The sequence below is a fragment of the Hydrogenophaga sp. NFH-34 genome, assembly GCF_021401345.1.
Classification (GTDB): domain Bacteria; phylum Pseudomonadota; class Gammaproteobacteria; order Burkholderiales; family Burkholderiaceae_C; genus Hydrogenophaga; species Hydrogenophaga electricum.
In genome coordinates this window covers 23,529-47,537 of sequence record NZ_JACBGE010000031.1, presented here as the reverse complement: position 1 = coordinate 47,537, position 24,009 = coordinate 23,529, and the positions used below count along the sequence as shown (strand labels likewise).

25 protein-coding genes and 3 tRNA genes are annotated in these 24,009 nt (G+C 68.1%); 11 read left to right on the top strand and 17 right to left on the bottom strand.

The annotated features are described in order from the left end of the window. The 12 genes from L0977_RS22685 to trpE form a co-directional block, all read right to left on the bottom strand. A partial coding sequence (locus L0977_RS22685; protein ID WP_234264713.1) for a GTP-binding protein occupies positions 1-120 on the bottom strand: 120 nt, incomplete at its 3' end. Between the two features lie 53 nt (positions 121-173). Continuing rightward, positions 174-248, bottom strand: a tRNA-Thr gene (locus L0977_RS22680). Positions 249-330: 82 nt separating this feature from the next. After that, positions 331-404 (bottom strand) — tRNA-Gly (locus tag L0977_RS22675). Positions 405-475: 71 nt separating this feature from the next. Next, positions 476-561 (bottom strand) — tRNA-Tyr (locus L0977_RS22670). A 66-nt stretch (positions 562-627) separates the two neighbouring features. Then, a complete protein-coding gene (locus L0977_RS22665) occupies positions 628-1,359 on the bottom strand; it encodes a uracil-DNA glycosylase (RefSeq protein WP_234267187.1) in 732 nt (243 codons plus the stop codon). Positions 1,360-1,372: 13 nt separating this feature from the next. Further along, complete coding sequence (gene trpC / locus L0977_RS22660) at positions 1,373-2,173, bottom strand: indole-3-glycerol phosphate synthase TrpC (protein WP_234267185.1); 801 nt, start codon at positions 2,171-2,173, stop codon at positions 1,373-1,375. Then, positions 2,166-2,309, bottom strand: a complete 144-nt coding sequence (locus L0977_RS22655; RefSeq protein WP_234267184.1) for a hypothetical protein — start codon at positions 2,307-2,309, stop codon at positions 2,166-2,168. The genes trpC and L0977_RS22655 overlap by 8 nt, the downstream gene beginning before the upstream one ends. Positions 2,310-2,318: 9 nt before the next feature. Further along, positions 2,319-3,377 (bottom strand): anthranilate phosphoribosyltransferase, encoded by a 1,059-nt coding sequence (gene trpD, locus L0977_RS22650; RefSeq protein ID WP_234267182.1) that lies wholly within the window; start codon positions 3,375-3,377, stop codon positions 2,319-2,321. Positions 3,378-3,393: 16 nt separating this feature from the next. After that, positions 3,394-4,044 (bottom strand): LysE family translocator, encoded by a 651-nt coding sequence (locus tag L0977_RS22645; RefSeq protein WP_234267180.1) that lies wholly within the window; start codon positions 4,042-4,044, stop codon positions 3,394-3,396. A 20-nt stretch (positions 4,045-4,064) separates the two neighbouring features. After that, positions 4,065-5,138: a low-specificity L-threonine aldolase gene (ltaE, locus tag L0977_RS22640; RefSeq protein WP_234267179.1), complete on the bottom strand. Its 1,074-nt coding sequence runs from the start codon at positions 5,136-5,138 to the stop codon at positions 4,065-4,067. Further along, positions 5,135-5,731 carry an anthranilate synthase component II gene (locus L0977_RS22635; RefSeq protein ID WP_234267178.1) on the bottom strand — a complete coding sequence of 199 codons (597 nt, stop codon included), beginning with the start codon at positions 5,729-5,731 and terminating at the stop codon, positions 5,135-5,137. The genes ltaE and L0977_RS22635 overlap by 4 nt, the downstream gene beginning before the upstream one ends. A 5-nt stretch (positions 5,732-5,736) precedes the next feature. Then, a complete protein-coding gene (gene trpE / locus L0977_RS22630; RefSeq protein ID WP_234267177.1) occupies positions 5,737-7,236 on the bottom strand; it encodes an anthranilate synthase component I in 1,500 nt (499 codons plus the stop codon). A gap of 378 nt (positions 7,237-7,614) precedes the next feature. Between trpE and L0977_RS22625 the strand changes: the two genes are divergently transcribed. Then, positions 7,615-8,214 carry a chalcone isomerase family protein gene (locus L0977_RS22625; protein WP_234267176.1) on the top strand — a complete coding sequence of 200 codons (600 nt, stop codon included), beginning with the start codon at positions 7,615-7,617 and terminating at the stop codon, positions 8,212-8,214. 100 nt (positions 8,215-8,314) lie between these two features. Continuing rightward, positions 8,315-9,451 (top strand): ABC transporter substrate-binding protein, encoded by a 1,137-nt coding sequence (locus L0977_RS22620; protein WP_234267175.1) that lies wholly within the window; start codon positions 8,315-8,317, stop codon positions 9,449-9,451. A gap of 17 nt (positions 9,452-9,468) precedes the next feature. Here L0977_RS22620 and gph read toward each other — a convergent pair whose 3' ends face one another. Continuing rightward, positions 9,469-10,149, bottom strand: coding sequence for a phosphoglycolate phosphatase (gph, locus tag L0977_RS22615; RefSeq protein ID WP_234267190.1), 681 nt, complete (start codon positions 10,147-10,149; stop codon positions 9,469-9,471). A gap of 92 nt (positions 10,150-10,241) precedes the next feature. After that, positions 10,242-10,919, bottom strand: coding sequence for a ribulose-phosphate 3-epimerase (gene rpe / locus L0977_RS22610; protein WP_234267174.1), 678 nt, complete (start codon positions 10,917-10,919; stop codon positions 10,242-10,244). A gap of 86 nt (positions 10,920-11,005) precedes the next feature. Here rpe and apaG point away from each other — a divergent pair, with 86 nt between their 5' ends. The 7 genes from apaG (at position 11,006) to L0977_RS22575 (ending at position 17,272) form a co-directional block, all read left to right on the top strand. Next, entirely contained in the window at positions 11,006-11,407 is a 402-nt protein-coding gene (gene apaG, locus L0977_RS22605; protein WP_234267188.1) for a Co2+/Mg2+ efflux protein ApaG, read from the top strand. A gap of 11 nt (positions 11,408-11,418) precedes the next feature. Beyond that, entirely contained in the window at positions 11,419-13,467 is a 2,049-nt protein-coding gene (locus L0977_RS22600) for a site-specific recombinase (RefSeq protein ID WP_234267173.1), read from the top strand. Between the two features lie 6 nt (positions 13,468-13,473). After that, positions 13,474-14,502, top strand: a complete 1,029-nt coding sequence (thiL, locus tag L0977_RS22595) for a thiamine-phosphate kinase (RefSeq protein ID WP_234267172.1) — start codon at positions 13,474-13,476, stop codon at positions 14,500-14,502. Continuing rightward, a complete protein-coding gene (locus tag L0977_RS22590; protein ID WP_234267171.1) occupies positions 14,499-15,044 on the top strand; it encodes a phosphatidylglycerophosphatase A family protein in 546 nt (181 codons plus the stop codon). Before thiL ends, L0977_RS22590 begins: the two co-directional genes overlap by 4 nt. 2 nt (positions 15,045-15,046) lie before the next feature. Beyond that, positions 15,047-15,535: a CinA family protein gene (locus L0977_RS22585; protein ID WP_234267170.1), complete on the top strand. Its 489-nt coding sequence runs from the start codon at positions 15,047-15,049 to the stop codon at positions 15,533-15,535. A gap of 10 nt (positions 15,536-15,545) precedes the next feature. After that, positions 15,546-16,694 (top strand): DNA alkylation repair protein, encoded by a 1,149-nt coding sequence (locus L0977_RS22580; RefSeq protein ID WP_234267169.1) that lies wholly within the window; start codon positions 15,546-15,548, stop codon positions 16,692-16,694. Between the two features lie 122 nt (positions 16,695-16,816). Further along, positions 16,817-17,272: a hypothetical protein gene (locus L0977_RS22575; RefSeq protein WP_234267168.1), complete on the top strand. Its 456-nt coding sequence runs from the start codon at positions 16,817-16,819 to the stop codon at positions 17,270-17,272. A 35-nt stretch (positions 17,273-17,307) separates the two neighbouring features. Here the strand turns inward: L0977_RS22575 and L0977_RS22570 are convergent, their stop codons facing one another. After that, entirely contained in the window at positions 17,308-18,087 is a 780-nt protein-coding gene (locus tag L0977_RS22570) for a YecA/YgfB family protein (RefSeq protein WP_234267167.1), read from the bottom strand. Between the two features lie 66 nt (positions 18,088-18,153). Here L0977_RS22570 and L0977_RS22565 point away from each other — a divergent pair, with 66 nt between their 5' ends. Next, positions 18,154-19,773 carry an FMN-binding glutamate synthase family protein gene (locus tag L0977_RS22565; protein WP_234267166.1) on the top strand — a complete coding sequence of 540 codons (1,620 nt, stop codon included), beginning with the start codon at positions 18,154-18,156 and terminating at the stop codon, positions 19,771-19,773. Between the two features lie 39 nt (positions 19,774-19,812). On the opposite strand, the gene L0977_RS22560 is transcribed toward L0977_RS22565, so the two are convergent. Both L0977_RS22560 and L0977_RS22555 read right to left on the bottom strand, forming a co-directional pair. Then, the gene (locus L0977_RS22560; RefSeq protein ID WP_234267165.1) at positions 19,813-20,430 is read right to left on the bottom strand and encodes a glutathione S-transferase family protein; all 618 of its coding nucleotides are present in this window, start codon (positions 20,428-20,430) and stop codon (positions 19,813-19,815) included. A gap of 46 nt (positions 20,431-20,476) precedes the next feature. Then, a complete protein-coding gene (locus tag L0977_RS22555) occupies positions 20,477-21,949 on the bottom strand; it encodes a gamma-glutamyltransferase family protein (RefSeq protein ID WP_234267164.1) in 1,473 nt (490 codons plus the stop codon). 525 nt (positions 21,950-22,474) lie between these two features. On the opposite strand from L0977_RS22555, the gene L0977_RS22550 reads away from it, so the two are divergent. Then, positions 22,475-24,007 carry a hypothetical protein gene (locus L0977_RS22550; RefSeq protein ID WP_234267163.1) on the top strand — a complete coding sequence of 511 codons (1,533 nt, stop codon included), beginning with the start codon at positions 22,475-22,477 and terminating at the stop codon, positions 24,005-24,007. Positions 24,008-24,009 lie beyond the last annotated feature (2 nt).

The window sequence follows — 24,009 nt, the reverse complement described above, 5'->3', positions numbered from 1 at the left end:
GAACTTGCGCGACAGCACCGTGGTGATCGCCGCCGTCAGCGTCGTCTTGCCATGGTCCACGTGACCAATCGTGCCCACGTTCACGTGCGGCTTGGTCCGCTCGAACTTTTCCTTTGCCATTTTTCAGCTCCGCTTGAAAAAATTTGCCGAAACCACAAAAAACACCAGGGTATTGGTGCCCATGGCGGGAATCGGACCCGCGACCTCTCCCTTACCAAGGGAGTGCTCTACCACTGAGCCACATGGGCCTGAGCAACCAGCCTGAGCCAGCCACCCGGAAACTTCTACACACCACCGCCTCATGCGAGACAAACCAACCATCAGCACCCATGGAGCGGGAGACGGGAATCGAACCCGCGTCATCAGCTTGGAAGGCTGGGGTTCTACCATTGAACTACTCCCGCCAGAGCTCACCGGCAAAGCCGGCCAGCCAAAGCAAATTCACCCAATCGCTCACATTTGCTGTACTGATCGCTGGTGGAGGAGGCTGGATTCGAACCAGCGTAGGCGTAAGCCAACAGATTTACAGTCTGCCCCCTTTAGCCACTCGGGCACCCCTCCGTAGCGAAGCCATGCATTATGCCATGGTTTTGTGTCGTTTCCAAAACCCGACGCATTTTTGGGCTTTCACCAGTTGATCGGTACCTGCCCATGGGCACTCAGCCAAGCATTGACCGCCCCGAAGTGCCCGCAGCCGAGAAAGGGCTCGGGGCCCCGCCGTGCCGACAATGGCGAAGGATGATTCGCGGTGAGCACCTGGTGGCGCTGCGCATCGATCCGCGCGGCTTTCTTCTGCGCGTGAGCGCCCCACAGCAGAAACAGCTTGGCACGCCCCTGGGCATTGCAGGCATCGATCAGGCTGTCGGTCAACACCTCCCAGCCGCGCCCGGCATGGCTGGCTGCCTGCCCCGCCTCCACAGTCAGCGTCGTGTTCAACAGCAGCACCCCTTGCTCGGCCCAGCGCACAAGCGAGCCGTCGTCCGGCGAGGACAGGCCAAGGTCGCGCTGCAGCTCCTGCCGAATGTTGCGCAGGCTGGGCGGCACGCGCACACCCGGCGCCACCGAGAAGGCCAGCCCTTCGGCCTGACCCGGGCCGTGGTAAGGGTCCTGCCCAAGGATGACCACCCGCACATCCGCCATCGCCGTCAGGGCGAGCGCGCGCAAAGGCTGCGGCGGATAGATCACCGCGCCAGCGGCCAGGCGCTGGCGCAGGTAAGCCAACAGACCTTGCCCTGCCTGCCCGTCCCAGAAACGGTCCAACCAAGGCTGCCAATCGGGTTGCACCCCCCAGTCGCTCGGCTCCGCCCGCCGCAATCGGGCGCCGTCCGGGGTGTCAGCTTCCCAGAGATCGGTCTGCATGCGCGGCACGCTTTCAGCAGAACAGTTCAGCGAGGGCCAAACCAGGGTCCGGCTGGCGCATGAAGGCTTCGCCCACGAGGAAGGCGTTCACATTCGCCGCACGCATCGTTTGCACGTCGGCACGCGCCAGGATGCCCGACTCGGTGACCAGCAGGCGGTCCGCGGGCACCTCGGGCAACATGTCCAGCGTGGTCTGCAGACTGACCTCGAAGGTGCGCAGGTTGCGGTTGTTGATGCCAAGCAGGGGCGTTTTCAGCTTGAGCGCGCGGCGCAACTCCTCACGATCGTGCACCTCCACCAGCACCGCCATGTTCAGGCCACGCGCCAGCGCTTCAAGATCGGCCATCTGGGCGTCATCGAGACAGGCGGCGATGAGCAGGATGCAGTCAGCCCCCATGGCCCGGGCCTCGTAGACCTGGTACGCATCCACCACGAAGTCCTTGCGCAGCACGGGCAGACCGCAACTGGCCCGCGCCTGCTTGAGGTAGTCCGCGCTGCCCTGAAAAAACTGGCGGTCGGTCAGCACCGACAGGCAGGCCGCGCTGACCCGGCCGTCGCCTTCGGCATAGCTCTGAGCGATGTCGGCCGGGATGAAGTCTTCGCGCAACACGCCTTTGCTCGGACTGGCCTTCTTGATCTCGGCGATCACCGCAGCCTGCCCGGCGGCGATCTTGGCGCGCAAGGCGCCTTCGAAATCGCGCGTCAGCAGGCGGCTCTCGGCGTCTTCACGCACCACCGCCAGCGGCTTCTTTTTGAGGGCTGCAGCGATTTCCTCGCGCTTGACGTCGACAATTTTTTTCAGGATGTCACTCATGGGGGGCTCGATCTTCCGGAGGTGGTGCGTGGAGCACCTTTTTGATGACACGGTGCATGACCACGCCAGCCACGATGAACAGCGCGGACACGCCCAAGGCAATCCAGGCGCCCTCGTTGTTCAGCCAGGCGGGCATGGCAGGCACTCAGGCGGTCACGGCCGACTGGGTGAAGGCCTGCAGTTCACGCAGCTTGGCCAGCGCCGCACCCGATTCCAGCGTGCGGCGCGCCAGCGCAATGCCCTGCGCCATGTCAGGCGCGACATTGGCGGCGTACAGCGCCACGCCGGCATTGAGCGCCACGATGTCCTTGGCGGCCTTGAGCGCCGGTTCGTCGCGGTTTTCCAGCACGCCCAGCAGCATGGCTTTCGAGTCCTCAGGTGTTTCGACGCGCAAAGCCCGGCTGCCGGCCATGGTCAGACCGAAGTCCTCAGGGTGCACCTCGTATTCGGCAATTTCCCCGTTCTTCAGTTCCCCCACCATGGTCGCGGCCCCCAGCGACACTTCGTCCATGCCGTCGCGGCCGTACACGACCACAGCGTGCTCGGCCCCCAGGCGCTGCAGCGCCCGCACCTGGATGCCGACCAGGTCGGGGTGGAACACGCCCATCAGGATGTTGGGGGCTGAGGCCGGGTTGGTCAGCGGGCCCAGGATGTTGAAGATGGTCTTGATGCCCAGTTCGCGGCGCACCGGCGCCACGTTCTTCATGGCCGGGTGGTGGTTGGGGGCGAACATGAAGCCTACGCCCACTTCGGCGATGCAGCGCGCAATCGCGTCCGGCGGCAGATTGAGGTTGATCCCCAGGCTCTCCAGCACGTCGGCGCTGCCGCTCTTGCTGGAGACGCTGCGCCCGCCGTGCTTGCTGACCTTGGCGCCTGCGGCGGCGGCCACGAACATGGAGCAGGTGGAAATGTTGAAGGTGTGCGAGCCGTCGCCCCCCGTGCCGACGATGTCGACCAGATGGGTCTTGTCGGCCACGTGCACCTTGGTCGAAAACTCGCGCATCACTTGCGCGGCGGCCGTGATCTCGCCGATGGTCTCCTTCTTCACGCGCAAGCCGGTGATCAGCGCGGCCATCATCACCGGCGACATCTCGCCGCTCATGATCAAGCGCATCAGGTGCAGCATCTCGTCATGGAAAATTTCGCGGTGCTCGATCGTGCGCTGCAGGGCTTCCTGCGGGGTGATCTTGTGGGCGTGGGGCATGGAAGGTCTCCGGAAATCAGCGGGAAGGATTGTCGGACAGGGCCAACTTCAGGCCAAAGCCGATGAACAGAAGGCCAGCCACGCGGTCCATCCTGTGCATGGCGCGCTGCACGGCGCCGACGCGGCGCGAGGCCCAGCCGGCCAGCCAGGCGTAGCCGAAGTTGATGGGCAGCGAATTGAGGCTGAACAGCAGCCCCAGCAACAGGAACGCGGTCACCTTGTCCTCGGTGCCGGGCGCCATGAATTGCGGCACAAAGGCCAGGAAGAACAGCGCCACCTTGGGGTTGAGCACGTTGGTCAGAAAACCCTGGCGATAGATGCGCCACAGGTTCACCGCCCTGGACGCCTGACCACTGACCGCGGGCATCACCGGCGCCCCGCCCCGGGTCAGCAGCAGTTTCACGCCCATCCATAGCAGATAGGCGGCGCCGGCCCACTTGAGCAGGGTGAATGCCGTGGCCGAGGTGGCCAGCAGCGCGCCGACGCCCAGTGCCGCCGCAAACACATGCACGAAACAGCCGCTGACAATGCCCAGCGCCGCAACCATGCCCGCGCGCGCACCACTCTTGAGGGCACTGCTCACGATATAGAGCACGTCGGGGCCGGGCGTGAGGTTGAGCAGCCAGCCCGCCGCGATGAACATCAGAAGATGGGGGGTGTCTGGCATGGTGCGCTTCCTCTCGACCGTCAGTACGGGCCGTTGCGCCCCGCGCCAGCCGGGACCGCCGGCGCTTCGGCAAAGAAGCGTCGCACCGTGGCGATGGCACGGTCGATACCCGCCGTATCCACGTCCAGATGGGTGACGAAGCGCAAGCCGATCAGGCCGGTGGCCAGCACACCATGGGACTGCAAAAACGCCAGCAGCGCCGGGCCCCGCCCTTCGGCCACGTCGACGAAGACGATGTTGGTTTCGGCCGATTTCACCGTCAGCCCCTCGATACCGGCCAGTCCCTCAGCCAGACGCCGTGCATGGGCGTGGTCATCGGCCAGGCGGTCCACGTGATGGTCCAGGGCATGCAGCGCGCAGGCGGCCAGCAGGCCGGCCTGCCGCAGGCCGCCACCCGCCATCTTGCGCACGCGGCGGGCGCGGGCGATGAAGGCGTTCGAGCCACACAAGGCCGACCCCACCGGCGCCCCCAGGCCCTTGCTGAAACAGACCGACAAGCTGTCAAAGTGATCGGCAATCTCGCGCAGACGGCCCAACGTGCCCTGCCCCGGCGCGGCCGAGGCCACCGCCGCGTTGAACACGCGCGCTCCGTCCAGATGGGTGCACAGGCCCTTCTCACGCGCCAGTGCCGTGGCCTCGCGCAGGTAGTCGTCGGGCATCACATTCCCGTTCCAGGTGTTCTCCAGACACAGCAAGCGGGTGCGGGCAAAGTGCGGGTCGTCCGGCTTGATCGCCGCCGCAATGTCGGCCAGTGCCATCCGGCCCTGCGCATCCTGGAGCAGCGGCTGCGGCTGCACACTGCCGAACACCGCAGCCCCACCACCTTCATAGCGGTAGGTGTGGGCCAGTTGGCCGACGATGTACTCGTCACCGCGCCCGCAGTGCGCCAGGATGCCGCAGAGATTGCTTTGCGTCCCCGAGGGCATGAACAGCGCGGCCTCCTTGCCTGTCATTGCCGCGATGCGCTCCTGCAGCGCATTGACCGTCGGGTCGTCGCCAAACACATCGTCGCCGAGCGGTGCGGCCATCATGGCGGCCCGCATGGCCGGCGTGGGCTGCGTGACGGTGTCGCTGCGCAGATCAACGATCTTCATGCGGCTTGCTCCAGGAAGTTTCTCAGCATCGCATGGCCATGTTCGGTCAGGATGCTTTCCGGATGAAACTGCACGCCTTCGATGGCGAGCGTCTTGTGCTTCACGCCCATGATCTCGCCATCAGGCGTCCAGGCCGTGACTTTGAGGCAGTCCGGGCAGCTCTCGCGTTCGATGGCCAGCGAGTGGTAGCGGTTGACGGTGAATTGCTCGGGCAGGTTCGCGAACACACCTTCCTGCGTGGTGGTGATGACGCTGGTCTTACCGTGCATCAGCTCCTGCGCGCGGATGATCTGGCCGCCGAAGGCCGCGCCAATGCTTTGGTGGCCCAGACACACACCCAGGATGGGCAGCTTCCCCGCGAAATGCTGGATGGCCGGCACCGAGATGCCGGCCTCGGCCGGCGAGCAGGGACCGGGCGAAATGACCAGGCGGTCGATCTGGCCGGCGTCCAGCCGGCGCTGGATCTCGTCCACGGTGATCTCGTCGTTGCGCACCACGGTCACGTCGGCGCCGAGTTCGCCGAAGTACTGCACGATGTTGAAGGTGAACGAGTCGTAGTTGTCCACCATGAGGAGTTTGATTTTTTGGCTCATCGTGTTCACTCCAGGCCTTCTTCCACCAGCTCCGCCGCACGCAGCAAAGCGCGCGCCTTGTGCTCGGTCTCCCTCCATTCCATCTCGGGCACCGAGTCGGCCACCACGCCGGCGGCGGCCTGCACGTGCAGCGTCTGGTCCTTGATGATGGCGGTGCGGATGGCGATGGCCACGTCCATGTCGCCCGCGTAGCTGAGGTAACCGCAGGCGCCGCCGTAGATACCGCGTTTGACCGGTTCGAGCTGGTCGATCAGTTCCATCGCGTGCACCTTGGGCGCGCCGGTCAGCGTGCCGGCCGGGAAGGTGGCCTTGAGCACGTCCATGTTGGTCATGCCGTCGTTCAGGATGCCTTCGACATTGCTCACAATGTGCATCACATGGCTGTAGCGCTCGACCACGAAGGCCTCGGTCACCTTGACCGAACCGATCTTGGCGATGCGGCCGATGTCGTTGCGCGCCAGGTCGATCAGCATCACGTGCTCGGCGCGCTCCTTCGGATCGGCCAGCAGCTCGACCTCGGTCGCCTTGTCCTTCTCCGGCGTGGCACCGCGCGGGCGGGTGCCGGCCAGCGGCCGGATGATGACCTTCTGGCCCTCTTCCGTGTGCTCCTGGCGCACCAGGATCTCGGGCGAAGCCCCCACCACGTGGAAGTCCCCGAAGTGGTAGTAATACATGTAGGGCGACGGGTTCAGCGAGCGCAGTGCGCGGTACAGGCTCAGCGGCGATTCGGTGTAGCGCTTGCTGATGCGCTGACCCACCTGCACCTGCATGAAGTCGCCCGCAGCGATCAGCTCTTTGGCCCGTTCGACCGAGGCGAGGTAATCATCCTTGGCAAAGCTGCGCTGCGCAGGATGGTTCTGGCTGGGTTTGACCGTGGGCGCCGCGACCGAATACTTGAGCGCCTCTTTCAGTTCGCGCAGACGCTTTTTCGCGTTCGCGTAGGCCTCGGATTGCGCCGGGTCGGCATAGACGATGAGGTAGAGCTTGCCCGACAGGTTGTCGATGACCGCCAGCTCCTCGCAATGAAGCAACAGGATGTCGGGTGTGCCCAGGGTGTCGGGCGGGCAGGTGGTTTCGAGCTTCTTCTCGATATAGCGCACCGCGTCGTAGCCGAAGTAACCGGCGAGGCCACCACAAAAGCGCGGCAGCCCCGGCCGCAACGCCACCTTGAAGCGCTGCTGATAGGCCGCGATGAAGTCCAGCGGGTTGCCCTGGTTCGTCTCGACCACCACGCCGTCGTGCACCACCTCGGTCCTGGCGTCGGTACCAAAGCCGCTGGCGCGCAGCAGGGTGCGGGCGGGCAGGCCGATGAAGCTGTAGCGCCCGAAGCGCTCACCCCCCACCACAGATTCGAGCAGGAAGCTGTGGGCGCCATCGCCCCGGCCATGGGCCAGCTTGAGGTACAGCGAAAGCGGGGTTTCGAGATCCGCAAAGGCCTCGACCATCAGCGGAATGCGGTTGTAGCCCTGCTGGGCCAGGCTCTTGAATTCGAGTTCGGTGATCACGGTTCTTTCTCCGATGCACCCGGTCCGGCAGAGGGGACGGGCGATCCTTCTTGGGAATCGGCGGCGCGAAAGGCGCCAGGCCGCTGGCAGCAGGAGGGCACGGGCGCGAGGCCGGCGCCTCCGATCAGGAGGGGAGTTGCACGATTACGCTGGCTTGCGCCAGGGCCAGGCTCCCCGGCCATTGCGGCCAGGCACGAAACCCGGAAGAACTGTGCATGTGACGAACATGATGCGCACAGTGTAGCAAAGCATTCCGGGGCCTGGCGGGCAGAGGGTCGAAGGTGTCATACCCCGGGTTTGTCCGCAGCGGTACCGCCTTGTACCTTCGGAAAGGCTTGGACACAATGCCGTCATCCGTTGGCCACCGATGCCCCGTTCATGCCCATTTCTCTGCGCTTCCGGACCACCGCCCTCCCCGCCCTGGCCTTGCTGCTGGCGCTGTCGGCCGGCAGCGGCCCGGCGACCGCCGTCGAAGTGGCCGGCATCCAACTGCCCGACCAGATCACCGTGGCCGATCAGCCATTGGTGCTCAACGGCGCAGGGGTGCGCTACCGGGCCGTCTTTCAGGTGTACGCCGCCGGTCTCTACCTCAGCGCCCGCGCCACCACCCCGAATGACGTGCTGGCCGCCCCCGGCCCCAAGCGACTGAGCATCACGATGCTGCGCGACATCGACTCGGCCGAGCTGGGCAAGCTGTTCTCGCGGGGCATGGAAGACAACCTGGACCGCAGCAGCTTCTCGCGCCTGGTGCCCGGGGTGCTGCGCATGAGCCAGATCTTTTCGGACCACAAGCGCTTGCGCAGCGGTGAAACCTTTTCTGTCGACTGGATCCCCGGATCGGGCACGGTGATCACCGTGAAGGGGCAGATCGAGGGCACTCCGTTTCCCGAACCGGCGTTCTTTCAGGCACTGATGCGCATCTGGCTGGGCGACAAACCTGCCGACTGGAAGCTCAAAGACGCTTTGCTGGGCCAATAACCCGACCACAAAGTGATCCCCGCCGCACCCGGCCGGGTTATCCCCAGTTGCTGCATTGCAGCAGCACTGATCGAATCGGGCGGTTTTACCTCCGCCTGCCATGTTCCGACGCCACCTGCTGCTGACTGCGCTGACCACCCTGGCCCTCGCGCCCGCCGCCCTGCACGCCCAGGACAACACCGCTGGCGACATCGTGGTCGCCCACATCGGGCCGTTCACGGTGCTGCCCGCCCCCGACGCCCGGGAGCTCAATGCGGGCATGACCGCTGCGCTTGCCGAAATCAATGGCCGCGGCGGCATCCAGGGCCGCAAGGTGTCGCTGATCACGCTGGACGACGCCTACAGCTTTGAAGGGTTCCGTTCCCAGCTCGACAAAGCCATGGACAGCAAGCCGGTGGCCCTGCTGGCACCGCTGGGGTCGGTCACACTCAAGCGCATGCTCGACAGCCAGTTGCTGGACAGCACCGACATCGTCATCCTCAACGCCGTGCCCGGCGCTGGCGTGCTGCGCTCGCCCGGCCATCCCAAGCTGTTCCACATCCGCGCCAGCGACGATCAGCAGATCCGCAAGATTCTGGCCCATGCCCGCACGCTGAACATCCGCTCCATGGGCGTGCTGCATCAGGACATTCCCATCGGCACGTCGGGGCTGGCCGCAGCGCGGACGGCCGCCGCGGCCGAAAACGGCATCGAGGTGGTGGCCGCTGCGGCCAGCACCGATGCCCCGGCCATTACCGCGGCGGCCAAGGCCCTCGCCCAGGCCAACCCGCAATCGGCCCTGGTGATCGGTGCCCCCAAATTCGTTGGCGAGAGCATTGCGGCGCTGCGCGCTGCCGGCATCACCCAGCAAATCTTCACCCTGTCGTACCTGCCGGCGCCCGCGCTGGCCAAGTTTGCCGGCGCCGGCGCCCGGGGTGTGGGCATCGCGCAGACCTTCCCGAACCCGTCCGGCGTCAAGCTGCCGCTGCAACGGGCCTTCCGCGCAGCCATGGAAAAAACCCATCCCGACCTGAAGACCTACACCACCTTCCACATGGAGGGCTACGTGACGGCCCGCGTGTTGGCCGAAGCGGCGCGGCGTGCCCGCAGCATCAACCCGACCGGCATTGCCCAGAGCCTGCGCGCCATGGGCGAATGGGACCTGGGCGGCTACCGCGTCGACTTCAGCCGCGGCAACGCGGGCAGTGACTGGGTCGACATCGGCGTGGTATCGGGCGACGGCCGGCTGCTGTACTGACCCGCGCCACCATCGGCTCAGACCAGCCGGGCCGTCAGTTCGTCCAGCCGGTCGACATGGCCATCGGCATCCACGGCGCGCACCGGTTCGCCGTGGTTGTAGCCGTAGGTCACCAGCACCACCGGGCACCCGGCCGCGCGCGCGGCCTGGGCGTCGTTTTGCGAATCGCCGACCATGAGGGTGTGCGCCGGCGGCATGCCCAGCGCCTCGCAGGTCTTTTGCAGCGGCAGGGGGTCGGGCTTCTTGCGCTCAAAACTGTCCCCGCCAAACACCGGCCCGAAAAAGCCGTCGAGCGCCTTGGCGCGCAACAGCGCCCGGGCAAAGGCCAGCGGCTTGTTGGTCAGGCAGGCCATGGGCAGACCCGCCGCCTGGAGCGCCAGCAGGCCCTCGCGCACGCCCGGATAGACCGCCGAGAACGCGCCGTTGATCGCCTGGTAATGCTGCTGGTAAGCCTGCCAGGCGGGTTCGTACAGCGTGTCCACGCTGCGCGCCGAACACACATTGGCCAGCCCGGTCACCGCGGGCAGGGCCAGTTGGTGCGCGAGCACGCTGCGGATCAGGTGCTCGGAACCCTTGCCGACGGTGCGCTCCAGCAGCGCGCGCGAGACCGGTGGCAGGTCGAAGCCAGCCAGGGTGCGGTTGAGCGCGGCTTCAAAGTCGCCCAGGGTGTCGACCAGCGTGCCGTCGAGGTCGACCATCACCGCCCCCACGCGCCAGCCCCGTGCGGCCTGCCGGCCCGCTCCGTCTGTGGCGGGACCGGCGCCGAGCCCGATGTCCACGAGACGCGGCATCAGGCCAGCGCCGCGCGCATCTGGTCGATGACCGCCTGGTAGTCCGGCTTGCCGAAGATGGCGCTGCCGGCCACGAAGGTGTCGGCTCCGGCGTCGGCCACGCGGCGGATGTTGTCGGCCTTGATGCCGCCGTCCACCTCCAGGCGGATGTCCTTGCCGCTGGCCTCGATGCGCTTCTTCGCCTGCTCGATCTTGCGCAGCGCGGAGTCGATGAAGCTCTGACCGCCGAAGCCGGGGTTGACGCTCATGATCAGGATCAGGTCGATGTCGTCGATCAGCCAGTCCAGCACGTCCAGCGACGCACCGGGATTGAAGGTCAGGCCGGCCTTGGCGCCCTTGGCCTTGATGGCCTGCACGCTGCGGTGCACGTGCGTGCTGGCGTCGGGGTGGAAACTCACCAGGTCGGCGCCGGCGTCGATGAACGCACCGGCCAGCGCGTCCACCGGCTGGATCATCAGGTGCACGTCGATGGGCACCGGCGTGCCATCCGCCGTCTTGGCATGCGGTTTGAGCGCCTGGCAGATCATGGGCCCGAACGTCAGGTTGGGCACGTAGTGGTTGTCCATCACGTCGAAGTGGATCCAGTCAGCGCCCGCGGCGATGACGTTTTTCACTTCCTCGCCCAGGCGGGCGAAGTCGGCGGACAGGATGGACGGGGCGATGCGGTACGGGGTCATGGGGCGTGGGTCGGTCGGGCCAGAGGGCAGGCGCGCATTGTCGCAGGCTGGCGCAGGTCTTGCAGGCGCGCGTTAACATGCCGCCCATGTCGAAATACGCCTTCACCTGCGAGGTGGAACCCCAGTACCTGAGCGAACAGTCCCAGCCCGACGAGGACGTGTACGCCTTCGCCTACACGGTGACCATCACCAACACCGGCGAGGTCGCGGCCCAGCTCATCGCGCGCCACTGGCTGATCGAGGACGCACGGGGCCGGACCGACGAGGTCAAAGGACTGGGCGTCGTCGGCAAGCAGCCCCTGCTGCGACCGGGCGAGTCGTTCCAGTACACCAGCGGCACCCACCTGAGCACGCCCACCGGCAGCATGCGCGGCAGCTATTTCTGTGTGGCCGAAGACGGAGAACGCTTTGAAACCGAGATCCCCGAATTCGCCCTGCTCGCCGAAGGCGACGATCCGGGCCTGACGACCCCGCGCGTGCTGCACTGAACCGGTGCGCCATGGAACTGCACCGGCTGCTCGACACCCTCGACCCGGATGCGCCGCTCGCGCAGCGCCATCTCTGGCTGATCGACCTGCTCGCCTGGGTTCGCGGTGATGCCCGCGATCCGCAGGAAAGCGTCGACCGTGTGCGTCTGCTGCTCGACGCCGCACAGGCCCGTCCCGAATGGTGTGCACGCTGGCACCCGTGGTGGAACACCTTCCTGCAGACGGTGGACCTCACCCCGCTGCTGGCGGACTTCGGTTTCGCGCCCCGCACGGCCTTCCTCAGCGAATTCAACCACCGCATGCGGCGCAAGCTGCTGCCGGGCACGCCCGAGACCACCGACCTGGCCGAGCTGTTCGGGCTGCTGCTGCCATCACCCTTCGACGCGCGCTGGATCCAGGCACTGGACACGGCAACCCTGCAACGCCTGCGCAGCCTGCTGCTGGAAGCCCCGGCCGACGATGGCGCGCCCGCCTCGGTGGCCACCGCCGAGTTCTGGTCGTCCACGCTGCTGGACGCGCTGACCTTCTGCATCGGCCAGATCAGCGCCACCGGCTTCGCCTCGGAAATCCGCGCCCGCCTGTCGGCCGATGCCCAGGCGGGGCGACCGTTCCACGACCTGCCCGTGCACTTCGAAGCGTTGCGCCAGGCCGTCGTCACCCACGGCCCCGACAGCGGTGCCACCCAGCTCGCCGCCGAGCGCCTGACGCACCAGCTCGACCTGTGCCGCCAGGCGGCCCAGTCGGTGTACACCCACCTCGAAGAACACGGCATCTCGGTCGGCATCGTGTTCCTGCTGCGCCAGTTGCGCGCCCGCATCCTGCGCAGCCGGCAACTGCTGGACTGCCTGCTGTCGGAAAAACCCGAACGCGCCACGGCCGCGCTGCTCGCCGATCTGGTCCAGGTCGGCCAGGACGGGCGCAGCATCCGCGCCCTGATCGCCAGCAGTTCCCACCTGACCGCGGCCAAGGTGGCCGAGCGCAGTGCCGAAAGCGGCGAGCACTACATCACCCGCAACGGGGCCGAATACCGGCAGATGCTGGGCAAGGCCGCCGGCGGCGGCGCCCTTCTGGGGGTGACCACCTGGGTGAAGTTCGCCCTCACCGGGCTGGCGCTGTCGGCCTTCTGGGGCGGCTTTGCTGCGGGTTTGAACTACGCCCTTTCGTTCGTGCTGGTGCAACTGCTGCACTGGACGGTGGCCACCAAGCAGCCGGCCGTGACCGCGCCGGCCATGGTGGCCAAGCTGCGCGACATCCGCGCGCCCGGCGCGGTGCGGCGGTTCGTTGACGAAGTGGCCAACCTGCTGCGCTCGCAGATCGCCGCCATTGTTGGCAACGTGGGCGCCGTCATCCCGGTGGTGCTGCTGATCAGCCTGGGGCTGTCGCTGCTGAGCGGGCACCCGATGCTCAGCGAGGAAAAGGCCCGCCACGTGCTGCACGACCAGCACCTGCTCGGTCCGACAGCGCTGTTCGCGGCGCTCACCGGTGTGCTGCTGTTCGCCTCCAGCATCGTGGCCGGCTGGGTGGAAAACTGGTTCGTGTTCCACCGGCTCGATTCGGCCATCGCCCACAACCCGCGCTTCACCCGCACGCTCGGCAGCGAGCGTGCCGCGCGCTGGGCCACGTTCCTGCGCAGCAACATCTCCGGGTTGGCGGCCAACATTTCCCTGGGGTTCATGCTCGGGCTGGTGCCGGCCTTTGCCGCCTTCTTCGGCCTCGGGCTGGAAGTGCGGCACGTCACCCTGTCGGCCGGCCAGGTCACGGCCGCGGCGGCCACGCTCGGCTGGCCGGTGCTGTCGGAGCCGGCGTTCTGGTGGGCCGTGGGCGGGGTGTTGGTCATCGGCCCCCTGAACCTGGCGGTGAGCTTCTACCTGGCCTTCCGACTGGCCCTCAAGGCCCAGGCTATCAGCGACGTGAACCGGCAGCGCATCAACGTGGCCCTGCGCCAGCGCATGCGCCAGGCCCCGCTGAGCTTTCTCTTCCCGCCCCGGCGGCCAGCCGCCGAACCGCCGGACCCCGACGACGCCTCTGGCGACGCCGTGCCCCCCGCCTCCCAGCCCTGAATCCCCATGGCCCCAGACACGCCACCGCCCGGCAACGGTGAGTTCGATCTCATCCGCCGCCATTTCCTCCGGTCTGACAAGGCCCTGTCGGCCCAGGTCGCACTCGGTATCGGCGACGATTGCGCGCTGCTGCAACCGGCGCCCGGCCACCAGTTGGCCATCTCCACCGACATGCTGGTCCAGGGTCGGCATTTCTTCCCTGACGTGGACCCGGTCGCACTCGGCCACAAGGCCCTGGCGGTCAACCTCAGCGACCTCGCGGCCATGGGCGCGCGCCCGCTGGGCTTCACGCTGGCCCTGGCGTTGCCGCAGGTCGACCACGGCTGGCTGGCCGCCTTCTCGCGAGGGCTGTTCGCGCTGGCCGATGCCCACGAATGCCCGCTGATCGGCGGCGACACCACGCGTGGCCCGCTGAACCTGTGCATCACCGTGCTGGGCGAGTTGCGCACCGGCCAGGCGCTGCGTCGCCGCTCGGCGCGCGCCGGCGACGACCTGTACCTGAGTGGGCAGGTCGGTGAAGCCCGGCTGGCGCTGGAACACCGGCGCGGCCGCCCCTGGACCGCCACCCTGCCCGCCGCGGCCTTGCCCGCGCTGCAGCGGCGGCTGGACTGGCCCGAGCCGCGCCTGGCGCTGGGCCGCGCGCTGGCCGGCATCGCCCACGCGGCGCTGGACATCAGCGATGGCCTGGCCGGCGACCTTGGGCACATGCTGCAGGCCAGCCGGGTCGGCGCCACGCTCGAACTGGCCCGACTGCCGGTGCCGCCGGCCCTGGCGGACCTGCCGCCCGAATGGCAGCGCGAATGCCTGTTGCACGGCGGCGACGACTACGAGCTGCTGTTCACCGCACCCGCTGATGCGCGCGCCGCGGTCGCCGCTGCCGCAACCCAGGCAGGCACCCCGGTGCAGCGCATCGGCCACATCGACGCCGCGCCAGGCCTGCGGGGGGTGGAGACCGACGGCACGGTGACCGACATCCCGCTGCGCGGCCACGACCATTTCGACGGGACGGATCGCCCCGGGATAATCGCCGCATGAATCTGACGGCCCCTGCCGACGCGCCCCGCACCGAAACATCCCCGCCTCCCCTGCTGCGCCCGGGCTGGCGATTTGCCCTCTCGCACCCGGCCCATTTCATCGCGCTGGGTGGCGGCTCCGGCCTGTCGCGGCTGGCCCCCGGTACCGTGGGCACGCTCTGGGCCTGGGCGCTGCACGCCGTGCTCGCACCCTGGTTCGGCGACGCCGCCTGGGCCACCCTCATCGGCCTGGGTACCCTGGTGGGCTGGTGGGCCTGCACCGTCACCGCCCGGCACATGGGCGTGGCCGATTCGGGCCACATCGTCTGGGACGAAATCGTCGCGTTCTGGCTCGTGCTGTGGGTGGCGGCGCCGCAGGGACTGATGGCCGAGCTGGCCGCTTTTGGCCTGTTCCGGTTCTTCGACGCGGTGAAGTTCGGCCCCATGGCCTGGGCCGACCAGCGCTTCAAGGGCTTCGGCCCCCGGGGCGGCTTCGGCATCCTGCTGGACGATTTTGCGGCGGCGTTCTGCACGCTGCTGGTGCTCGCCTTCTGGAGGTTCTGACCATGCACAGCCCGACCGTTCCCGAACTCGTCGACGCCCTGGCCGCCCGGCTGCGGCAAAGCGGCGCCCGGATGGCCACGGCCGAGAGCTGCACCGGCGGCCTGATCGCGGGCGCCTGCACGGCCCTGAGCGGGTCCAGCGACTGGTTCGAGCGCGGTTTCGTCACCTACTCCAACGCGGCCAAGACCGACCTGCTGGGCGTGCCGGCCACCCTGATCAACACCCACGGCGCCGTCAGCGAACCCGTCGCCCGCGCCATGGCAGCGGGTGCCCTGGCCCACGCCCCGGTGGACTGCGCCGTCGCCGTGACCGGCATCGCCGGCCCCACGGGCGGCAGCGCCGACAAGCCCGTGGGCACCGTCTGGCTGGGCTGGGCCACGCCCCAAGGTGTGTTCACCGAACACCACCGCTTCGACGGCGACCGCGACGCCGTGCGCCAGGCCACCGTGCAGCGCGCCCTGCAAGGGCTGCTGGACCGCCTGACTGACTGACTTTCCCGAGATGGCCGAACCTTTCAAGAACCTCATCAACGCCGGCACGGTGCAGCAGGCCGGCGCCCACCTGCAGCGCGCCTGGCCGGCATTCGATCGCCACCATTTCGAACGCCTGGCCCTGGACGGCCTGGACGCGCTGGAATTCAAGGCCCGCGCCATGCAACTGGCCGACGCCCTGGGCGCCACGCTGCCCGCACCTTTCGCGGCCGCCGCCGACGTGCTCGAAGCCAGCCTGGCGCCGCCGATCGCGATCGATGCCGAGGGCGAGCCCACGGGTCTGAGCAACGCCCAGAGCGCACTCGGCATCTCCGGCTGGACGGTCTGGGCCATGGGCGAGTACGTGGCCCGCCACGGCCAGCACGATCTGGCCCGCGCCCTGGCATGCCTGCACGCCCTCACGCAGCGTTTCTCGGCCGAGTTCGCGATCCGGCCGTTCCTGCGCGACCAGCCCGCTGCGGTGCTGGCCACGCTGGCGCAGTGGCAGCACGACCCCAGTGCGCACGTGCGGCGCCTGGTCAGCGAAGGCAGCCGGCCGCGCCTGCCCTGGGGCCTGCGCTTGCAGGCCCTGGTGGCCGACCCCTCGCCCACCCTGCCCTTGCTGCTGGCGTTGCAGGACGATCCCAGCAGCTATGTGCGCCGCAGCGTGGCCAACCACCTCAACGACATCGCCAAGGACCACCCCGACCTGATCGCCGACTGGGTGGTGCGGTACCGGCGCGGTGCCAGCGCCCAGCGCGAGGCGCTGCTGCGCCACGCCAGCCGCGGCCTGGTCAAACAGGGTCACGCGCCCACACTCGCCGCCTGGGGCCTGGCCCAGGGCCTGGCTGGCAGCGCCACGCTCAGCCTGGACGCATCGCAGGCCCGCATCGGCGAAGACATCGGCCTGCAGGTCGCGCTGCACAGCCGCGCGCCGAGCGCGCAGGCGTTGGTGATCGACTACGCGGTCCACCACCGCAAAGCCAACGGCCGCAGCGCCCCCAAGGTGTTCAAGGGCTGGAAACTCACGCTGGCGCCAGGCGAACAGCGCGCGCTGGCCAAACGCCACAGCCTGCGGCCCGTGACCACCCGCACCCTGTACCCGGGCGAACACCGGATCGAGCTGCAGATCAACGGCCAGGTCGTGGCCGAAGCCGCGTTCGAGCTCCTGCCCGCCTGAGCGGACCCCGGAATGGGGCGAGGCATGACCGCAACACCAGCGTGATGCAAGTCACCCCTCGAGCCCGATCTCGACAGCCAGGGCATCGGCAGGCCGCTCACGCGTCCTATGCTGCCGGCGCCATGCCCTTGAACCGATTCCTGCCTTGGCGGCGCACCCGCAAAGCACCGACCACCGCGCCGCCCGCCAGCCTACCGCCCACGCCGGACAAACCCCTGACCCGCTCGGAACGCCTGGACCTGCAATCGGCGGTCATCCACCACCTGGAATGGTGCGTGCAGTTCAACAACCTGCTCACGCTCCCCCCTGGCGAGCAGCGAACCCTGCCCGACTGGATGAGCGCAGACCTGAGCGACCTGGGCCTGTGGTTCGTGCGCATGGCACCGCAGCCACTGGGTCGACACCCCCGGTTCGCGGAACTGATCCAGGCCCAGCGCCAACTGCACACCCTGGCGCAACAGGCCCTGCAGCTCAACCGCGCAGGCCAAACCGATCAAGCCTGTACGCTGCTCAACACCGCGTTCGAACGGGAACGCCTGCGCGTGCTGGACCTGTTGCGCACCCTGCAACAGGGCTGAGCGCCGACGGCCCCCGCAGGGATCGCTGCAGCGCCTCAGGCGCCATGGCACTTTTTGTATTTTTTGCCGCTGCCACAAGGGCAGGGATCGTTGCGTCCGGGCTCGGCGCTCTTGCGCAGTGGCTCGGTGCGCGGGCCCAGGCTGCGCCAGACCTGGCGCAGGTCGTACACCGCCCAGATGGCTTCGCCGTATGCGTTGGCGCGGGCCTCGCTCACGCTGGGCGGGCCGTCCTCGGCGTGCATGTTGAACGCCGGTTCGCCGGTGTCGTCGCCCGCCAGTTCGGCGATGCAGTCCAGCGCGTCTTCGATCCAGCCGGCGGCTTCCTTGTCGCGCGGCGGGGCCCAGTCGTCCGCCCAGTCCTCCACCACCGACAGGAAACCCAGCGCCCAGATCTGCCCGAAGGACGGCAGGGGCTCGGCCGACGCGGCCTCGCGTTCGGCCTCGGGCAGCATGGCGATGGCGCCGCGCACGTCCAGCACCTCGGGGTGGTAGGTGCGTTCGTCTTCCAGGGTCTCGACCTGGGTGTCCAGCGCGCTCGCCACCTCGTTCCAGCGCCGCGTCCACAGGGCCATGAAGCGGCCGGCCTGCGCACCGTCGGCAAAGTGGTTGGGCTGGTCGCTGCCCACACCAATCAGCACCGGCAGGTACTCGCTGGGCGGCACCACGCGGCGCGTGCAGACCAGCGCCGCGATGGCGCCTTCGAGAAATTCCCACTGCGGGACGTCCTCGTCGCGGCTGCGCAGTTCGTCGAGGATGTCTTCCAGCGCGTCAAAGTCGGCGCTTTCCATGGGGGCGTTCAGGGTTTCGGTGCTCATGGTCCGGCGGGCGGTTCATTAAGATGCGGGGCAGTGTAGCCGCGTGCCTGCCATCCTTTCCTGCCCATGCTTGAACGACTGAACGCCCTCTACCCCGTCCGCTACACCGTGCTCGCCCTGTGCGTGCTCTGCGCCATCCTGAGCCTGTTCACCCTGGTCGGATTCGGCCTCGGTGGCGGGTGGCTGCTGCTGTTCGGTGGCCTCTCGGCGCTGGGCGCCTGGGATGTGTGGCAGACGCGCAGCTCGGTGCTGCGCAACTACCCGGTGATCGGGCACCTGCGCTTCATGCTCGAGTACATCCGGCCCGAAATGCGCCAGTACTTCATCGAAAGCGACACCGAGGCCACGCCGTTTTCGCGCAGCCAGCGCAGCCTGGTCTACGCCCGCGCCAAGAGCGAGATGGACAAGCGCCCTTTTGGCACCCAGCTCGACGTCAAGACCGAGGGCTACGAGTGGATCAACCACTCGCTGGCGCCCACCCAGGTCGGCTCGCACGACTTTCGCGTGACCATCGGTGGCCCCGCCTGCACCCAGCCCTACGAGGCGAGCGTGTTCAACATTTCCGCCATGAGCTTTGGCGCGCTCTCGGCCAACGCCATCCAGGCCCTGAACGCCGGTGCCAAGCGCGGCGGTTTTGCGCACGACACGGGCGAAGGCTCGATCTCGTCCTGGCACCGCCTGCATGGGGGCGACCTGATCTGGGAGATCGGCTCGGGTTATTTCGGCTGCCGTGACGAAGCCGGCCGCTTCAGCGAGGAGCGCTTCAAGGCCAACGCACTCGATCCCCAGGTGCGCATGATCGAGCTCAAGCTCAGCCAGGGCGCCAAGCCGGGCCACGGTGGCGTGCTGCCGGGGCCCAAGGTGTCGCCCGAAATTGCCGCCGCACGCGGCGTGCCGGTCGGTGTCGACTGCGTGTCACCCTCGGCGCACAGCGCTTTCGCGACCCCCATCGAGATGATGCAGTTCATCGCCCGGCTGCGTGAGCTCTCGGGCGGCAAGCCCACCGGCTTCAAGCTTTGCATCGGTCACCCCTGGGAGTGGTTCGCCATCGTCAAGGCCATGCTGGAAACCGGCGTCACGCCCGACTTCATTGTCGTCGACGGGGCCGAAGGCGGCACCGGTGCGGCACCGCTCGAATTCACCGACCACGTGGGTGCCCCGCTGCAGGAGGGGCTGCGCCTGGTGCACAACACCCTGGTCGGCGTCAACCTGCGCGACCGCATCCGCCTGGGTGCGGCCGGCAAGATCGTCAGCGCCTTCGACATCGCGCGCGCCATGGCCCTGGGCGCCGACTGGTGCAACAGCGCCCGCGGCTTCATGTTCGCGCTGGGTTGCATCCAGGCGCAGAACTGCCACACCGGCCACTGCCCGACCGGGGTCACGACGCAGGACCCGGTGCGCCAGCAGGCTCTGGTGGTGCCGGACAAGGCCGATCGCGTGTTCCATTTCCACCAGAACACCCTCAAGGCGCTGCTCGAACTGGTGCAGGCCGCCGGCCTGACCCACCCGGGCGAGATCAGCGCCCACCACATCGTGCGGCGCCTCAGCGAGAACGAGGTCCGGCTGCTCGCCACCCTCTTGCCTTCGGTGCCCCCCGGCGCACTGCTCCAAGGCGCGTCCAACCTGTCCAACGTCTTCGGCTTCTACTGGCCTTCGGCCCGCGCCGACAGTTTCGCCATCGCCTGAGCCGCCGGCCACCATCGCGCCGCTCCCGCAGACGGCGCCTCAGCCGGCTTGGCGCAACGCGAAGGCGCGTTGCGCTGCCGGGCGCGCCAGGCAGCGGCGGTGCCAGGCCAATGCCGCTGGGAAGTCTTCGCGCGCCATGACTTCGAAGCGCTGCAGCACGGCCGCCACGTTCAGGTCGGCCACGGTGAAGCGGTCCTCGACCAGGTAGTCCCGGCCTTGCAGAGCCTGGTCGAGCACACGCAGCCGCCCCTGCAGGCGGTCCAGCGCTTCTTCAGCCAGCGCCGGCAAGCGCTTTTCGGGCGGCAGAAAGCTCGTGTGCTGGAACCACTGGCGCGCCAGCGTCTCGGCCTCGGTCGCCGCCCACAGCGTCCACTGATAGATCTGCGCCACGCCGGCCGGGGTCTGCGCCCACAGCCCCCCTTGTGCGCGGCTCTGCGCCAGGTGCAGCGTGATGGCCAGCGACTCGAAGACCACCAGGCCTTCGTCGTCGATCACCGGCACGGTGCCGTTCGGGTTCAGCGCCAGGTAGGCCCGTTCCCGCGTTTCCGGCCCGTTGAAGTGGTAACGGATGTGTTCGTAGGGCAGGCCCAGCTCTTCCGCCGCCCACAGGGCGCGCAGGGCTCGGGACGCGGCAATGCCATAAATCTTGAGGGTCATAAAGGAACAGCGGCAGTCAGGGAATGGAAATCAGGTGAGGGGGCCTTCAGCAGGCGAGGGCCAGGCCGTCCTTGCGGCGGTCGGAGCCGCCCAGCAACGTGCCGTCGGCCTGGCGCAGCACCACCTGGGCACCGCCGAAGTCGCTGCGGCCGCCCAGTTCGCCCAGCCCGTCGGGTTCGCGGTAGCCGGCGGCCCGCAGGGCCTGCACCACCGCAGCGGGCATCCCGGTTTCGGTGGCCAGCGCCCGGTCGGCCTCCAGGCGCCAGCGGGGTGCGTCGATCGCCGCCTGGAGCGGTTCACCCCACGCAGCAATGCGCGTCAGCAGTTGCACATGGCCCTGCGGCTGCATGGCGCCACCGACGACACCGAAGCCGGCGTGGAAGCGCCCATCGCGCAGCGCCGCCCCCGGCACCACCGTGTGGTAGGGCCGCTTGGACGGTGCCAGCCCGTTGATGTGGCCCGGCGCCGAGAAGCCGAACCCGCGGTTCTGCAGCGCAAAACCACAGCCGGCCACGCCCACGCCGCTGCCGAAGCGCTTGAAGACGCTGCTCATCAGGGTGATCGCCAGGCCGCTGGCGTCCACCACCACGGTGCACACGGTGTTGCCGGCCGGATCGGCCACCACCCGCTTGGCGTGGGCGAGCGCCTCGCCCATGCGGTCCACCATGGCCACCGTCGTCGCCGGGTCGCCCGGATCGAGTGGCAGCGGCTCCAGCGCTTCCAGCGCGTGCAGCACCGCCAGCCCGTGCGTGTTGGGCGGGCACTCGAGCACTTCCAGCCCCCGGAAGTGCGCACGCAAAGGCACATCGAAATGCCCGTGGTGGGCCGCAAAGTCGGCCGCCGCGAGCACCCCGCCACGGGACTGACTGGCCCGCGCCGCGGCCTGTGCGGGCACGCCGCGGTAGAAGGCTTGCGGCCCGTCGGCCGCCACCGCCGCCAGGACGTCGGCCAGTTCCGGATTGCTGAATCGCTCCCCGGCCACCGGCACCGCACCCGCCCGGTACAGACGGGCAGACACCGGGTCCGCCGCGATCACGGGTTCGAACAGGGCCCACTCCCGCGCCGCCACCGGCGCCACCGCGAAGCCGTCGCGGGCGCATTCGATCGCGGCCTGGAACAGGCGCAGCCAGGGCGCCCGCCCATGGCGCTGATGCAGATCCCACCACCCTTGCACCGCCCCCGGCACGGTGTGCGTGAGTGCGTGCCGCTCGGGCAGCTTGCCACACGGCAGCCCGGCCAGGCCATCAGGGCTCAGCGCCGCTGGCGAGCGGCCCGTGCCGTTGTAGGTTTCGGGCGCCCCATCCGGGGGCACCAGCATCGCGAGCAGGTCGCCACCGATACCGGTCGCCATCGGCTCGACCACACCCAGCACCGCATCGGCCGCAATGGCCGCATCGACCGCGCTGCCCCCTTCGCTGAGCAAGGCCGCCGCAGCGGCGGCCGCCAGAGGATGGCCCGTGGCCACCATGGCCGAGACACTGGACACCCCGGCCTTCGCAAGGAGGTTTGAAGCATGCATGGTCTTCTCCACTGTTCAATGAATACAGTATACGAAATGAGCCATCAACCCGCCAGACCCCCACCGAACCCAGGATGCCACATCCCATCGACACCCGAATTTCACCAAGAGAACCCCATCGAACACCTGGCACGATCCCTGCATATGACTTCAACAGGAAACGGTATACCGTATCCATAAAGAACAGGAAACAACAGAAACGAGGCCTGATATGCACCAAGACGTCCAACAAGATCCCTAAAAGAACCCCAAAACAGCACAAATCAGCCATGGGAAAACCCTGTATCTGGCTTGTTTGTATTCTGTATACGATCAGTTCTGTCGACGGTCACGCCCCAAATCAGGGCGCATGCACCGAAGACGAAACCAGGGAAGACACCGAGGGCATGGGTCCGACAGAGACACAGCCCCGATTAGCAAGGGTTCTTCGAGGAGCTCGGGGTAGACGGTCCTGACCCGGCCGCCCACCCGGTGTATCAACCCCGCCCCGCCCCCCTGGCAGGGCCACCCCACTGAACGACAACCATGGATTCCAACGTAACCCTCACAGCGGCGCACTGGATGTACCTGATTGGCGTGGTCAGCATCATCGTGACGATGATGTTCCGCGCCAACGTGCTCGTGCCGTCGATCGTCGCCACCTTTCTCGTCGGCGTCGCCTGGACCGGCAATCCGCTGGCCGGCCTGGGCAGCATCTACGGCGCCAGCCTGGTCGCGGCGAAGGAGCTGTTCAGCATCTTCCTGGTGATCGCGCTGATGACGGCGCTGCTCAACTCACTGAAGGCGCTGAAGTCCGACATCCTGATGGTGCGGCCCTTCCGCCTGCTGATGAAGAACGGCCCCGTGTCGTACCTGCTGCTGGCAGGCATCACCTACTTCATCTCGCTGTTCTTCTGGCCCACGCCTGCCGTGCCACTGGTCTGCGCCGTGCTGCTGCCCGCCGCCATTGCCGCCGGCCTGCCACCCATCGTCGGTGCCGCTGCCATCGCCGTCGCCGGCCAGGGCATGGCCCTGTCTTCGGACTACGTGATCGGTGTCGCCCCCGGCATCAGCGCCAAGGCCGCCGGTGTCGCCGCGGCCATCGTGGCCGACCGTGCCCTCGCGCTCTCGGTCATCACCGGCCTGGTCGCTCTGACCCTGATCTTCGTCTTCCACCGCCGCAAGTTCCAGGCACCCAGCGCGACCCACCTGGAGCGCTGGCAGGAACTCGCCGTCAAGGGCGAACTGGCCGAGCACGCGCACGAAGGCACCACGCACAAGGCCGAAATTGCCCAGGGCACCAGCCGCGAACACCAGCCCGTGACCAGCCAGGACCTCAAGCGCGAGCTCAAGAGCGTGCCGGCCGAAGAGTTCAAGTGGTCCCAGCTGTTTGCCGTCGTGACGCCGCTGGTCTTCCTGACCGTGATCGTGCTGATGGTACTGCCCAAGCTGGGCGTGCCGCTGGGTGACTTCAAGGGCGGCGCCGGTGCCTCGCTGGTGGGGGGCGCAGCCGCCCTGCTGATGATCCTGGCCACGCTCGCCATGAAGGGCGGCCGGCAGATGCTCGAAGCCAGTGCCGACCACGTCACCGACGGCTTCGTGTTCGCCTTCCGCGCCATGGGCTCGGTGCTGCCGATCGCCGGCTTCTTCTTCCTGGGCGCCAGCGAAACTGCCGCCGCCATCTTCGGTGGCGACGCCGGCGCCACCCCCAGCCTGCTGTTCGACCTGGTGCGCAGCGTGCAGGACTGGATTCCGCACAACCCGCTGTTCGTCGCCTTCGGGCTGCTGATCGTGGGCATGGTCACCGGCATCGACGGTTCCGGTTTCTCCGGCCTGCCGCTGACCGGCGCACTGGCCGGCGCCCTGGGCCCGGTCTCCAACATCGACAGCACCACCTTGGCCGCCATCGGCCAGATGGGCGCGATCTGGACCGGCGGCGGCACGCTGATCGCCTGGTCGTCGCTGATTGCTGTGGCCGGCTTCGCCCGCGTCTCGGTCACCGACCTCGTGCGCGTACTCACCCTGCCCGTGCTGATCGGCCTGTCCGTGGCCACCGTGGCCGGGGTGCTGATCTTCTGACC